General features: G+C 72.8%; 11 protein-coding genes. 7 read left to right on the plus strand and 4 right to left on the minus strand.

Translation table 11 applies throughout. The annotated features are described in order from the left end of the window. Window positions 1–101 precede the first annotated feature (101 nt). Window positions 102–920, minus strand: a complete 819-nt coding sequence (locus tag ACGFZN_RS21905; protein WP_393860135.1) for an anti-sigma factor domain-containing protein — start codon at window positions 918–920, stop codon at window positions 102–104. Beyond that, a complete protein-coding gene (locus tag ACGFZN_RS21910; RefSeq protein WP_393860207.1) occupies window positions 917–1,510 on the minus strand; it encodes a sigma-70 family RNA polymerase sigma factor in 594 nt (197 codons plus the stop codon). The genes ACGFZN_RS21905 and ACGFZN_RS21910 overlap by 4 nt, the downstream gene beginning before the upstream one ends. Window positions 1,511–1,756: 246 nt before the next feature. Between ACGFZN_RS21910 and ACGFZN_RS21915 the strand changes: the two genes are divergently transcribed. After that, complete coding sequence (locus ACGFZN_RS21915) at window positions 1,757–1,933, plus strand: hypothetical protein (RefSeq protein WP_393860136.1); 177 nt, start codon at window positions 1,757–1,759, stop codon at window positions 1,931–1,933. A gap of 167 nt (window positions 1,934–2,100) precedes the next feature. Beyond that, window positions 2,101–3,726, plus strand: a complete 1,626-nt coding sequence (locus tag ACGFZN_RS21920; RefSeq protein WP_393860137.1) for a serine/threonine-protein kinase — start codon at window positions 2,101–2,103, stop codon at window positions 3,724–3,726. 18 nt (window positions 3,727–3,744) lie between these two features. On the opposite strand, the gene ACGFZN_RS21925 is transcribed toward ACGFZN_RS21920, so the two are convergent. Further along, window positions 3,745–4,539: an SGNH/GDSL hydrolase family protein gene (locus ACGFZN_RS21925; RefSeq protein WP_393860138.1), complete on the minus strand. Its 795-nt coding sequence runs from the start codon at window positions 4,537–4,539 to the stop codon at window positions 3,745–3,747. 284 nt (window positions 4,540–4,823) lie between these two features. On the opposite strand from ACGFZN_RS21925, the gene ACGFZN_RS21930 reads away from it, so the two are divergent. The 5 genes from ACGFZN_RS21930 (at window position 4,824) to ACGFZN_RS21950 (ending at window position 11,985) form a co-directional block, all read left to right on the plus strand. After that, window positions 4,824–5,222, plus strand: a complete 399-nt coding sequence (locus ACGFZN_RS21930; protein ID WP_393860139.1) for a hypothetical protein — start codon at window positions 4,824–4,826, stop codon at window positions 5,220–5,222. A gap of 369 nt (window positions 5,223–5,591) precedes the next feature. Beyond that, complete coding sequence (locus tag ACGFZN_RS21935; protein WP_393860140.1) at window positions 5,592–6,413, plus strand: glycosyltransferase family 2 protein; 822 nt, start codon at window positions 5,592–5,594, stop codon at window positions 6,411–6,413. Next, window positions 6,410–7,399, plus strand: coding sequence for a glycosyltransferase (locus tag ACGFZN_RS21940; protein ID WP_393860141.1), 990 nt, complete (start codon window positions 6,410–6,412; stop codon window positions 7,397–7,399). The genes ACGFZN_RS21935 and ACGFZN_RS21940 overlap by 4 nt, the downstream gene beginning before the upstream one ends. Next, window positions 7,392–8,192, plus strand: a complete 801-nt coding sequence (locus ACGFZN_RS21945) for a polysaccharide deacetylase family protein (RefSeq protein WP_393860142.1) — start codon at window positions 7,392–7,394, stop codon at window positions 8,190–8,192. Before ACGFZN_RS21940 ends, ACGFZN_RS21945 begins: the two co-directional genes overlap by 8 nt. Next, entirely contained in the window at window positions 8,185–11,985 is a 3,801-nt protein-coding gene (locus tag ACGFZN_RS21950; protein WP_393860143.1) for a lipopolysaccharide biosynthesis protein, read from the plus strand. Before ACGFZN_RS21945 ends, ACGFZN_RS21950 begins: the two co-directional genes overlap by 8 nt. Window positions 11,986–12,003: 18 nt before the next feature. On the opposite strand, the gene ACGFZN_RS21955 is transcribed toward ACGFZN_RS21950, so the two are convergent. Next, complete coding sequence (locus ACGFZN_RS21955) at window positions 12,004–13,422, minus strand: xylan 1,4-beta-xylosidase (protein WP_393860144.1); 1,419 nt, start codon at window positions 13,420–13,422, stop codon at window positions 12,004–12,006. Window positions 13,423–13,454: the final 32 nt, after the last annotated feature.

A 13,454-nucleotide genomic window follows, 5' to 3' on the forward strand; every position in this document is an offset into this window, starting at 1 on the left:
CCCGGCCCGGGCAGAGTAACCCTATCGCCCCAGTGGGGCACGCGTGTATCTCGGCCACAGGATTCACCTTCCCCGCAAGGAGGTTGACCATCCGTCGTTGACTACTCTCCGAATCCGACCGATTTCAGGGTGAGTTGGACAATGGGCTGGCCGGTGGGCTGTGCTGAGCCGCCGTCAGGTTCGACGGTCACGGCGAGTGACGTGGCGGAGGCGCCGAGACCTTGGGCGACCAAGGGCGTGTCGCCCGCGAAGAGCCCGAGGGAGCGCGGTTGCGCGCGCGGGCGCATGAGCCAGAGCTGGTGGACGCGCCCGGCGGGCGGGGCGCCGTATCCGCTGAGGGTGACGACGGCTTCCCCCTGCGCGGCGGAAGCGATCACTCCGATTCCGCGGCCCCGGGTGTCCTCGCTGGTGGCGGCGCGGGCGTCGGGGGCGGCGAGAACGTGGGCGATCTCACGTGCCCGCGACCGCTCCGCGTCCAGCCGGCCCTGGGTGCGCTGGGCCTGCACGGCGAAGAGCGAGGCGACGACGAGGGCCGCCGCCGCGGTGGCCGTGGCCAGCGGCACGAACAGCGGGCGCGTGCGGGGCGTACGGGTGCGTCCCGGCGGCGGCTGGGCGCCCCAGACGTGCGGCGGCAGCTGGGCCGTGCGCTGCGGCGCGGGCGTCCGGCCCCGCTCCTGCGGGGTGGTGCGTACGGCGGCCAGCACCCGGTCGCGCAGCGCGGGGGGCGCGTGGGCCGCGGTGGACCAGGCCAGGCGCACCGCGTCCTCGGCCAGTTCCCGCACCTCGCAGGTGCAGCGGTCGCAGCCCCGCAGGTGTTTCACGAACCGGCGCCGCTCGGCCGGTTCGAGGGCGTCGAGGACGTAGGGCGCGGCCAGGGAGTGCGGGCCCTCGCGGCGCAGCAGGTGGCCGAGGACGCTCATACGGCTCCTCCCAGGCACTCGCGGAGCCGGGTGAGTCCGTCGCGCATGCGCGTCTTGACCGTGCCGAGCGGCAGCGAGAGCCGCTCGGCGACCTCGCGGTAGGTGTAGCCGTCGTAGTAGGCGAGGGTCACGGACTGGCGTTGCAGGTCCGTCAGGCGGCGCAGGCAGCGGCGCACCCACTCGCGTTCCATGCCGGCCTCGACCTCCTCCGCGACCTGGTCGAAGGCGGGCTCCCCGGCGCGCAGGGCCTCGCGCTGCTCGCGCATCCCGGCGGCGCGGGCGCTGCGCACCCGGTCGACGGCACGGCGGTGGGCCAGGGTGAGGATCCAGGACAGCGCGCTGCCCCGGCCGGGGTCGTACCGGGCGGCCTGCCGCCAGGTCTCGAGCAGGACCTCCTGGGCGACCTCCTCGGCCTGGGCGGGGTCGCGCACCACCCGCCGTACGAGTCCGTACACCGGCCCGGACACCAGCGCGTACAGGTCCTCGAACGCCCGCTGGTCGCCGCCGGCGACGAGCACCAGCAGCTCGTCCGCCCGCTCACCGGTCGCCTCCCCGTGCCCGCAGCCGGCTCTTCCGCGCACTCCACGCATCCGCACGAACGCACACCTCCCGCGGGTGATACGGATCGGCGGGCCGAAAACGCGGGTCGGCGGCGGCCCGGAAGTTTTTCCCGGCCGGCCAATCCGCACGGCGGGCCGGCTCCGAAGACCTGTCCGTGAAAGCCGGGGCGGCACCGGGCGGACGACCCCGCCCACCCCGGACCGGCGCGGCCCGCACTTCCCCCTCCCCCACGGCGGGCCGCGCCTCGCACACGGCCGACGCACACGGGAGACGCCATGGACGCGCACAGCCGGCACACCGACAGCGACAACCGGAGCGGCACGGAACCGGCTGCCGGGCAACGCCTCGAAGCGGACGGGCCGTTGGGCAGCGGTGCGGCGGTGGACGCCCCCGATCCGCGTGTCGCCGCGCTGCGGCGGTTCGCCGCGATGGCGTCCCGCCGAGCGGTGTAGCCCACGCCCGTCTCGACAGACGCTCCCGGCCGCCCGCGCACGCCCGCGCGCGGCCGGGAGGGTCCTGGGCGCCGGATTGGTGTGCGAGGGGGCCGCATCCGTGCCCGGCTGAGCTACTTTGAGAAAACGGGCGACAGGGATACGCGCGACGTGTCTGGGGGGAGACCGTGACCGAAGAGCCCGGCCGCGAACGGGTGATCGCGGGCCGCTACCGTCTGCTGTCCCCGCTCGGCGAGGGCGGCATGGGGACGGTGTGGCGCGCCCGGGACGAGGTGCTGCACCGCGAGGTGGCCGTCAAGGAGGTGCGGGCCCCGGCCGGGCTGCCCGCCTCCGACGTGGAGCGGTTGTACGCGCGCCTGGAGCGGGAGGCCTGGGCGGCGGCCCGGGTCGCCAACCGCAACGTGGTCACGGTGTACGACGTGGCCGTGGAGGGCGGCCGGCCCTGGGTCGTGATGGAGCTGGTGCGCGGCCTGTCGCTCGCCGACCGGCTGGAGGCGGAGGGTCCCCTGACGCCGCAGCGGGCCGCGCACGTCGGCGCGGAGGTGCTGTCCGCGCTGCGCGCCGCGCACGCCGCCGGGGTGCTGCACCGGGACGTGAAGCCGGCCAACGTGCTGCTGGCCAACGACGGCCGGGTGGTGCTGACCGACTTCGGGATCGCCACGGTCGAGGGCAGCTCCGCGCTGACCATGACCGGCGAGGTGATCGGCTCCCCGGAGTTCCTCGCTCCGGAGCGGGCGCTCGGGCGGACTCCTGGCCCGGAGTCGGACCTGTGGTCGCTGGGGGTGCTGCTGTACGCGGCGGTGGAGGGCGTCTCCCCGTTCCGGTACGACACCCCGCTCAGCACCCTGCGCGCCGTGGTGGACGAGGAGCTGCCGCCGCCGCGCCGGGCCGGGCCGCTGGCCGGCGTCATCGAGGGGCTGCTGCGCAAGGACCCCGCGGAGCGCATCGACGCCGAACGGGCGGAGCACGACCTGCGGATCGTCGCGGCCGGAGGAGCGCCGGAGGCGGTCACCACGCCGCTGCCGCCGTACGCCGCGCCGACCGTCGCCGCGTGGCCGGGGCAGCCGTACGAGGAGTCCGGGCCGCCCTCCCCCACCCCGCCGCTGCCCCTGTCCGGCACCACGGCGGCCACGTCGTCCGGCGCGCCGGAGCGCGGGCGGCGCACGGTCGCGGTGCTGGTGGCCGGCGTCCTGGTGCTGGTCCTGGCGCTGGCCGGGCTCACGTACGCGCTGCTCCACCACGGCGACGGCGACCAGGGGAACGCGGGCGGCACCGGCCGGGCGAGCGGCGGCGCGCGGACGCCGGCCACCCACGGCGGGACGGACTCGGGTGCGGCGACGCCCTCGGCCGCGAGCAGCAGCGGGTCGCCGAGTACGCAGCCGGAGCAGTCCGTGCGGGTCACGGTGACGGGCGCGCACACGGCGTACTCCGGGAGCTGTCCGCCGCCGGCCGCGCAGACGCCCTCGTTCACGGCGACGTTCACGGTGGGAAGGCTGCCGGCGCAGGTGGAGTACCGGTGGGTGACGACACGGGGATCGGTGTCCGACCCGGGGTGGCAGACGCTGTCGTTCCCGGAGGGCGGCGGGAGGACCCGGCAGGTGCGGGTGACGCTGACGGTGTACCGGGGCGGCGCTTCGAGCGGGGACCAGGTCGGTGTGAAGGTGCGCGCGCCCGTGCAGACCACGTCGAACCAGGTGCCGTTCTCGGTGGACTGCACGACGGCGTCGCCGACGGACACCCCGTCGGGCACGGCCTCCCCCTCGGGCTCCGGCTCGCCGGAGAGTTCACCCTGAGGGGCGAGGCCGTCCGGGTCAGGCGTTGTTGGTGAACACCGGCAGATAACCGCCGGACTGGCCGGCCGCGGTGGGGTGGTACGACTCGCTGATGTCGAGCCAGTTCACGCTGTGCAGCCACGAGCTGCCGGAGCAGATCTCGTGGGTGGAGAAGGCGGAGCGGACGTCGCCGAAGACGAAGCCGTGGGCCTGGACGCGCTTCTGGATGGCGGCGTCGATGTAGTCGGCCGCGCCGTTGATCGCGGACCGCTTGGTGTCGGAGAGTCCGAGGCAGGTCTGGCCGAGCAGGTAGAAGCGGGGATAGCTGAGGACGACCACCCGGGCGTTGGGGGCCTTGGCGCTGATCGCGTTGTAGACGGTGTCCAGCTTGCCGGGGAGCGTGTTGTCGACGTACGCCTCGGCGGTGGCGATCCTGGCGAGGCAGTCGCTGTCCGACTGGAGCACACAGGTCGTCATGACGTCGGAGAAGCCCGCGTCGTTGCCGCCGATGCTGATGGACACCAGTGAGGTGGAGGAGTTCAGGGAGCCGAGCTGGTTCGCCATGACGTCGTCCGTCGTGGCGCCCGAGCAGGCGTTGAACGCGAACGAGGACGGGCTGTGCGCGGCGTTCCACAGGTACGGGTACGCGTTGGTGCTGCGGTCGCAGGAGCCGCTGGAGCTGATGTAGCTGCCCGCGCCGACTCCGGAGGAATAGGAGTCGCCGAGGGCCACATAGCCGCCGGTCGCGGCCGTCGCGTGACCGGCTCCGGCCAGACCGAGGCCGGCGGCGAGGAGGAGCGAGGTCACGAATCCGGTAAGTCGGGAACGTCTCATGGAACCTCCCTTTAGCAGGATCTCTGCCAGAACTGTGGTAGCAACTACGCGTGTTGACGGGAAGTGTCCATGCCAAAACTTTTGTGGTCTCAACAGGATCAACGCGAGACGTTCACCGCTCATCTATTGCGTATGCATGCCAAATCTGTTGACACCACGTCAACCCGGCGGAGTTCGGCGGGTTCTCATGAATGTTCAAAGACGGACCGTCCGTCTTGACGCCCTCCCCGGCGCTGGGCCACATTGAAGCCCGGCATCCGGCGCGTCGGGGGGCAAAGTCGCCAATGCAGACCATCCGCATCAAGACATCTTCATTGCCGCTGCTCACGGGGGCCGCGACCGCCGTCGCGGGGTGTGGCGCGCTGCTCGCTCTCACCGATTCCGCGTCCTGGCTGCGCGGCCCGTGCACGCTGTTCTTCCTGCTGGCGGCGCCGGCCGTGGCACTCGCCGCGGCACTGCGCGGGCTGGATCCCTTCGCCCGGACGCTGTGCGCGCTTGCGGGCTCGGTCGTCGTCGACATGCTGGTTGCCCAGGGCATGCTCGCGGTCCACCGCTGGTCGGTCCGCGGCGGGCTGGTCGCGGTGACCGTGCTGAGCGTGCTGCTTCTGCTCCTGGTCGTGCTCCGGGAACGAATTTCCGGAAAACGCACACATAGCCGAGCAACAGCGGCCAAAGTTGTGTAACGGCCAAACCAACAAAACCGTGAGTCAGCCCCCAGGGGTTGCCGATACGGTTCAATCGTCAATACCGTCATACATCTCACCCGCACCGGCACGTCGGCACACGGCACCAGGGGAGGGCTCAGGGGCCGCGGCGTCCACCGGCGCGGGGCGCGGTAGGGGGGGTGCCGTGCTCGGTGACCGCAACTGTGACCGAGCCGTGCCGCGCGACCGGCTGCCGTCTTTCTCCGGCGGACCGGCCAGCTTTGCCAGCTCATCGGCGTGCACGGAGATCAGTTCACCGCGCCGAAGATGAGAACCCCCCTTTCGAACCGGACACAGATCCGGGCTGCCCGGGGGTGGGCGGCCCACCGGACGAGAGGGAAAAGACTCATGAGTTCCGTCCTGCGCCCGCCGAGTGCCGGGCAAGATCCCTTAATCGCCGCTCACTACCGGCCGATCTCCTCCCATCTGGCGATCACTCCGCCGGTGAGCGTGGTGATCCCCGCCATGAACGAGGCGGAGAACCTGCCCTACGTCTTCAAGACGCTCCCGGACTGGATACACGAAGTCGTCCTGGTGGACGGCAACTCCACCGACGACACGGTGGAGGTGGCCCGCTCGCTGTGGCCGGACGTCAAGGTCGTCGGACAGCAGGGCCGGGGCAAGGGGGATGCCCTGATCACCGGGTTCGAGGCGTGCACAGGTGACATCATCGTGATGGTCGACGCGGACGGCTCGGCCGACGGCGGCGAGATCGTCAGCTACGTCTCCGCGCTGGTCTCCGGCGCCGACTTCGCCAAGGGCTCGCGCTTCGCCAACGGCGGCGGCACCGACGACATGACCTTCATCCGCAAGCTCGGCAACTGGGCGCTGTGCACGGTCGTCAACCGCAAGTTCGGAGCGCGCTACACCGACCTGTGCTACGGCTACAACGCGTTCTGGCGGCACTGCCTGGACAAGATCGACCTCGACTGCACCGGCTTCGAGGTCGAGACGCTGATGAACATCAGAGTGGTCAAGGCCGGCCTGAAGGTCCAGGAGATCCCGAGCCACGAGTACCTGCGCATCCACGGCACCAGCAATCTGCGGGCCGTGCGCGACGGGTTCCGGGTGCTCAAGGTCATCCTCAAGGAGCGCTCCAACCGGCGTGAACTGCGCCGCCAGGAACACCACTCGCCGATGCTCGACACGGTGCGGGGAGAGGTGTCTTGAGAGATCCCGGCATCTGTGTCGTGATCTGCGTGTACACCGAGGACCGCTGGGAGGACATCCTCGCGGCGGTCTCCTCGGTGCGCGCGCAGTCGTATCCGGCGCTGGAGACGCTCCTGGTCGTGGACCACAACCCGGTGCTGAAGGACCGGCTGGAGCGCGAGTACAAGGAGACTCAGGGCGTCCGGGTGCTGGCCAACGCCGGACCGCGCGGCCTGTCCGCCGGCCGCAACACCGGCATCGCCGCCTCCCGCGCCGAGGTCATCGCCTTCCTCGACGACGACGCCGTGGCCGAACGGGACTGGCTGCGCCGCTTCGCCGAGGGCTACGCCGACCCGCGGGTCATGGCGGTCGGCGGCCGCACGGTGCCCGTCTGGGCGTCGGGCCGGCGCCCCGCCTGGTTCCCGGAGGAGTTCGACTGGGTCGTCGGCTGCACCTACCGGGGGCTGCCGCCGGGCCGCGTCCGGGTGCGCAACGTGCTCGGCGGCAACGCCTCCTTCCGGCGTACGGCGTTCGAGGCGGCGGGCGGCTTCGCCACCGGCATCGGGCGCGACGGCGACCGCCGCCCGCTCGGCTGCGAGGAGACGGAGCTGTGCATCCGCCTCACCCGCGCCCGCCCCGACGCCGTCCTGCTCATCGACGACCGCGCGGTCATCCACCACCGGGTCCCCGAACCGCGCGAGCACTTCGCCTACTTCCGCACCCGCACCTACGCCGAGGGCCTGTCCAAGGCGCTGGTCGCGAGGAGCGTCGGCGCGGACAAGGGCCTGGAGTCCGAACGCCGGTACACCACCCGGGTCCTGCCCGCGGGGATCGCTCGCGGCCTGCGGGACGCCCTGCTGGCCCGGCCGGGCGGCGCGGGCCGCGCGGGGGCGATCGTCGCCGGGGTGCTGAGCGCCGCCGGCGGCTACGCGATCGGCAGCCTGCGGGCACGGCGGGGCGGTACGGCGTTCTCGGTGGCGCCGATCGAGGAGGGCGCTCATGGCTGACACCCCCGTACCCATCCTCATGTACCACTCCGTGGCGTCCGCGCCCAACGACGCCACCCGCGCCCTGTCGGTCGCGCCGGAGGCGTTCGCGGAGCAGATGGCGCTCATCGGCGACCTGGGCCTGACCCCGGTCACCACCGCCGGCCTCGCGGCCCGCTGGCGCTCCGGCCGGCCGCTGCCCGCCCGGCCGGTGCTGATCACCTTCGACGACGGCTACGAGGGCGTGCACCGGCACGCGCTGCCCGTCCTCGCCAAGCACGGCTTTCCGGCCACCCTGTTCGTCTCCACCGGCTGGATCAGGGGCGCCCACGACACCGGGGGCGGCCTGGACACCATGCTGGACTGGCCGCAGGTGCGGGACCTCGCCGCCGCCGGCGTCGAGATCGGCGGGCACAGCCACACCCACCCGCAGCTCGACCAGCTCGACGACGCCGCGCTGCGCACCGAGCTGACCCGCTGCACCGACATCGTGGCCGGCGAACTCGGCGCCCGCCCCGCCTCGTTCGCCTACCCGTACGGCTACTCCGACCGCCGGGTCCGCGAGGCGGTGCGCGCCGGCGGGTACGCCCAGGCGCTCGCCGTCGGCAACGGCCTCGCCCGCCGCCGCCAGGGGCCGTACGCGCTGCGGCGGGTCACGGTCCGGCGCTCCACCGGCGTGGAGGAGTTCGAGCGGCTGCTCCACGGCCGGTCCATCGCCCGCACCTTCGCCAGGGACCGTGCCCTCACCAAGGGGTACGCCCTCGTCCGCAGAGCCCGCCAGGTCCGCCGGAAGGCCATCCGTTCCCGTGTCTGACACGACCACCACGACCGAGTCCGCCACGACCGGTGCCGAGGCGCCCGAGAAGCCGGGGCGCCGCCTGCGGCTGCCCGGCACCGGCCGGTCCCCCGGCGGCAGCCCGCTGTTCCGCAACGCCTACGCGCTGATGCTGAACACCGGCATCTCCGCCGTCCTCGGGCTCGGCTTCTGGCTGGCCGCGGCACGCTGGTACTCCGAGTCGGCGGTCGGCCAGGGGTCGGCCGCCATCGCCGCGATGAAGTTCCTCGCCGGGCTGACGGCGGTGACCCTCACCGGCGCCCTCGCCCGCTTCATCCCCATCGCCGGAGCACGCACCGGCACGCTCGTCTTCCGTACCTACGCGGGCAGTTCGCTGCTGGTGGCGGTGGCGGCGGGGGTCTTCCTGCTGACCCTGGACACCTGGGGGCCGTCGTACCGGTTCCTGCACGGGACGGTCAACGGGCTCGGCTTCGTGGCGGCCGTCGTCGCCTGGAACGTGCTCACCCTGCAGGACGGGGTGCTGACCGGGCTGCGCAGCGCGACCTGGGTGCCGGTCGGCAACACCGTGTTCTCGGCCGTCAAGCTGGCCCTGCTGGTCGCGTTCGCCGTCGCCATCCCGACCAGCGGCGTCTTCGTCTCCTGGGTGGCCGCGATCGCCACCTCGGTGGTGCCGCTGGGCTGGCTGGTGTTCCGGCGGCTCGTGCCCCGGCACACCAAGGCCACCGAGGGCCGCGTCCAGCCGCCGACGCTGCGCCAGGTCGGCCGGTTCCTGGCCGGTGACTACACCGGTTCGCTGTTCTCGCTCGCCGTGATCTACCTCGTCCCGGTGATCGTCGCCGCGCAGGTCAGCTCGGCGGAGAACGCCTACTTCTACATCGCCACCACCATCGGCGGCACCACCGACCTCCTCGCCATCAACATGGGCGCGTCCCTGACGGTCGAGGGCTCGCACGACCCGGCCCGGCTGGCCGCCTTCACCCGCGCCGCGCTGAAGCGGATGGCCCGGATCATGCTGCCGATCGCCGCCCTGTGGATCATCGGCGCGCCCTGGATTCTCGGCGTGTTCGGCTCGGGCTACGCGCACGCGGCGACCCCGCTGCTGCGCTGGCTCGCGGTCGGCTCGGTGCTGCGCGTGGTGATCGAGACGTACTTCGCGGTGCTGCGGGCGCGCAGCCGCACCGCCGGACTGGCCTGGCTGCAGGGCCTGCTGTGCGTGCTGGTGCTGGGCCTGACGCTGCTGCTCCTGCCCCGGATGGGGCTGACCGGCGCGGGCGTCGCCGAGGCCGGCAGCCTCGCCGTGGTCGCGGCGATCTCCGCGCCGAGGCTGTGGAAGACGGTCCGCGCCGGGGCGGACGCCGTGCCGGACACGGCGCCGCCCGACGGCGACCTCGCCGACCTGGGGGCGCCCGAGGTACCGGCCGGCTCCCCCGCGCGCCGGCACAGCCCGGCCTGGGCGCTGGACTCCGACACCCTCGCCCTGGGCGTCCAGGTCGACTTCGACCATGTGGAACGCCGCCCGGACGTCCGCCCGGGCCCCGGCACCCCGCCCGCCGGCACGCCGGCGCCCCGGCTGGGACTGCCGGTGGAGGAGAGGGAACCGCGCGGCGAGGCCTCTCCCGGCCGGGAGGCGGTGGAGGTGGACGCGCCGTTCACCGAGGAGGAACTGGAAGCGTCGGTGGGCAGGATCGACCCCATGGGGACGACCGATCCGCCCGTGCCGGAGCCCGCGCCGGCGGCCGTACCGCTCGAAGCCGCGCCCGAGGAGCCGCCGGCACCGGTCTCCGTGCGGGGGCGGCTGCTGCCCACCCGCAGCGGTGTCGTCCTCGGCTGTCTGCTGATCGCCGCGCTGCTGCTGTACTGGGTGCCCGCGCTGCGGCTCGGCGAGGCCGACCTGGACCGGATGGGCGGCCTCGGGCTGGTGTCGGTGCTGCCGCTGCCGACCCTCGTCGGAGCGGCCCTGCTGGTCACCGTGTTCGCCGCGCTGCTCTGGCTGCGCCGGGAGCACCGGGCGCTGCTGCTGCTCACGCTGCTCGCGACGGTCGTGTCGCTGCACGCGCTGCCCGCCGTGATCGAGACCGCGCCGCGGTTCCCGACGGCCTGGCAGCACCTGGGGTTCCTCGACTACATCGACCGCACCGGGTCCGCCGTACCCGACCTGGACGCCCGCTGGAGCTGGCCGGGATTCTTCGCGGTGGCCGCGTTCGTCGGCCGGGCCTGCGGGGTCACCGACTTCACCGAGGTCATCCGCTGGTGGCCGACGGCGATCCAGCTCGCCTACCTGGCCCCGATGTTCCTGCTCACCCGGTCGCTGAGGGCGGGCTGGCGGGCGAAGTGGACCGGCGTCTGGCTGTTCGTGCTGTGCGGCTGGGTCGGCCAGGACTACTTCTCCCCGCAGGGCTTCACCTATCTGCTGTACCTGGTGTTCGTGGCGGTCCTGCTGGTCTGGTTCCGCCCGCCCCGCGTGATCTGGACGAGGTTCCGGCCGGGCGAGGCCGAGGTGGAACCGGCCGGCCGGCGGCAGCGGGCCGTGCTGCTGCTCCTGCTGATCGGCCTGTACGCGGCGAGCGTGCCCGCGCACCAGCTCACCCCGTTCGTCATGCTCGGCGTGCTCGCCGCGCTCGTCCTGCTCGGCCGATCCGAACTGCGCGGCCTGCCCCTGCTGTTCGCGGTGCTGGTCGCGGTCTGGGTGGGCTTCATGGCCGAGCCGTACTGGTCCGGGCACTTCGACGACCTGTTCGGCGGGGTCGGCGGCGTCGGCAGCAATGTCTCCACCTCCGTCTCCGGCCGGATCCAGGGCGGCGACTCCACCCACAAACTGGTGCTCTACACCCGGGTGCTGCTGGCCGGCTCGGTCATGGCGTTCGCCTGCTGGGGCTGGTGGCGCCGGCGCTCGCACCGCTACCGCGAACGCTCGCTGCTGGTGCTGACCTTCGTGCCGTTCCTGGGCTTCGGCATGCAGTCGTACGGCGGCGAGATGGCGCTGCGCGTCTTCATGTTCGCCGTGCCGGGCGCGGCCCTGCTCGGCGCCCTCGCCCTGTTCCCGCGCACCGGGGCCACGGCCGAGGAGCGCGCGAAGGACCGGATGAGCCTCGCCCCACTGGCCGCGCTGCTCGCCGGGCTGCTGCTCGTCGGCGGGTTCCTTGTGGCCCGCTGGGGCAACGAGTCGTTCGAGCGGACCCGGCCCGGCGAGGTCGCGGCCATGAACTGGGTGTACGCGCACGACAGGCCGACCGTACGGCTGCTGTGGCTGACCCAGGACACGGTCAACGACGTGACTCCGGCGATGCCGTGGGGCGCGAAGGACATGGAGCGGGTGGACTACGTCCCCACCCTCGCCCCCGTCGACCCGGTGCTGGTGTCGGGCCTGGTCAAGGCGCTCAAGGACGCCGGCCCGAACTCGTACCTGATGGTCAACCGCAGCCAGGTGACCTATCTGCGGCTCGACGCCGGCTATCCGGCCACCTGGGAGCCCCGGCTGGTCGAGAACCTGGACGACCGCCAGGAGCTGACCAAAGTCCTGGTCAACGACGACGTCACCGTGTACGCGCTGCGCAAGCGGCCGGCCGGCGCCGTACCGCGGCCGCACCCGGGCCCGATCGGGCCGCGGATCACCTGGACCCCGTGGTCGGTGGTCGGCGCGCTGGCCGCCGTCGTGCTGATCCTGCTGCTGGCCGCGCGGGAGGTCGTACGGGTCGCGGTCCGGCCCGGCGTGCGGCAACTGCGGCTGCTGCAGGGCACCTTCTGGTTCGCGCTGCCGCTGCTGGCGGTGGTGCTGGCCTCGCTGGTGCAGCGGTTCCTGACCCTGAAGTGAGGCGGGTGGCCCGGCCGCTCAGCGGTCGAGCCACTTCACCTCGTACGGCCCCATGTCGAACCGTCGGCCGTCGACCTGGGCGCTGATCGTCCGGTTCAGGGTGTTGACCACCAGCACCGTCCTGGCGGTGGCCAGGACGCGCACGTTGGGCACGTCGTCCGGCGCGATACGCACCGTCTCGTACCGGGTGCCGGGCGGGAACGCCCTGGCGAACCGGGACACCAGGCCGAACATGGGCAGGGCCGTGCCGCCGCCCGCGCTGTCGGTGGGCGTCCACAGGCAGCCGGCGCAGCCGGAGCCGGTCTTCTCCTCCGGGTTCCAGTAGAAGCCGGAGTCGGCGCCGCCCTCGACCAGGGCGATCATGCCCGCGGCCTGCACGGCCACCCGGTGCGGCTCGGTCCAGCCCTTGCGGTCGTCCTTGCCGTCGGCGGGCTCCACGTAGTACTCGGCCCACCACAGCGGCAGGTCGTGCGTCTGCCGCCGTACCCACGCGCTGACGGCCGTCAGTTTGCCGGTGGCGGCGAACTCGTCGGGCAGCAGTTCGTCGTCGTTGGTGTAGCTGGAGCCGTCGACCACGGTGAAGTCGGCGCCCGCCTTGTGCGCGTTCCAGTAGGAGAAGGCGTCGAGGACCCGCTGGTCCATGGCGCCCCAGGGGCCCTTCAGCGCGCCGGAGGCGTGCGGGTCGCGCGGGTCGAGGCTGTCCATCACCAGGTACGGCCCGCCGACCATGATGTCCTTGCCGACCTTCTTCAGCGCTCGGTACACGAGGTTGTACATTGTGGTGTAGCCCTCGTAGTCCCAGCGCGACTTTGCGTCGTTCCAGAAGCCCTTGAACTCGTTCCAGACGATGAAGTGCTTCACGTCCGGATAGCGCCGGGCGACGGTCGCGGCGAGGTCGGCGAAGTCCTGGTAGTGGCCGGGGGTGGGCGCCGTCTCCAGCGCCGCCTGGCTCCAGTTCGTGTTGCCGGCGCCGGGCTTGCCGCCCTTCATCCAGTCCGGTGAGCAGCACAGCGTGATGACCGGGGTGCCGCCGGAGGCGCGGATGAAGTCGACACGGCGGTCCAGCGCGCCGAAGTCGTAGTGCCCCTGGACCGGTTCGGGATTGTCGGCGCCCCAGCCCATGATGGCCTGGTTCTGCGCCAGCCCGCCGTTCTGCCCCAGCAGCCAGCGCACGCGCTCCGTGGCCGCGCCGGCGCCTTCGTCGGCGCTGTACTGGGTGTGCGTGAAGCCCCAGCCGACGTACGGCTCCGGTCTCGCGCCGGAGCTCGCGGGGGTGCCGTGCACCTTGTCGCCGTCGCGGGTGGTCCCGGCCGTGCTGGGTCCGCCGGACAGCGTGCCGAACAGGGTCACCGCCAGCGCCAGTACGGCGGCGCCCACACCGAGCAGGGCGGTGAGCCGCCACCGCCGAGTATCAGAATCCCACCCATGACGTCCCATCAGGGACACAGTAACGGCGGAGGCGTGGCCTC

Origin of the sequence: Streptomyces sp. NPDC048192 (assembly GCF_043202415.1) — a bacterium.
Classification (GTDB): domain Bacteria; phylum Actinomycetota; class Actinomycetes; order Streptomycetales; family Streptomycetaceae; genus Streptomyces.

Bases quoted from the DNA above. Each gene is read 5' to 3' on its own strand.
- ACGFZN_RS21905 (WP_393860135.1), bottom strand. From the start codon at position 920: ATGAGCGTCCTCGGCCACCTGCTGCGCCGCGAGGGCCCGCACTCCCTG.
- ACGFZN_RS21910 (WP_393860207.1), bottom strand. From the start codon at position 1,510: ATGCGTGGAGTGCGCGGAAGAGCCGGCTGCGGGCACGGGGAGGCGACC.
- ACGFZN_RS21915 (WP_393860136.1), top strand. From the start codon at position 1,757: ATGGACGCGCACAGCCGGCACACCGACAGCGACAACCGGAGCGGCACG.
- ACGFZN_RS21925 (WP_393860138.1), bottom strand. From the start codon at position 4,539: ATGAGACGTTCCCGACTTACCGGATTCGTGACCTCGCTCCTCCTCGCC.
- ACGFZN_RS21930 (WP_393860139.1), top strand. From the start codon at position 4,824: ATGCAGACCATCCGCATCAAGACATCTTCATTGCCGCTGCTCACGGGG.
- ACGFZN_RS21935 (WP_393860140.1), top strand. From the start codon at position 5,592: ATGAGTTCCGTCCTGCGCCCGCCGAGTGCCGGGCAAGATCCCTTAATC.
- ACGFZN_RS21945 (WP_393860142.1), top strand. From the start codon at position 7,392: ATGGCTGACACCCCCGTACCCATCCTCATGTACCACTCCGTGGCGTCC.
- ACGFZN_RS21955 (WP_393860144.1), bottom strand. From the start codon at position 13,422: ATGGGACGTCATGGGTGGGATTCTGATACTCGGCGGTGGCGGCTCACC.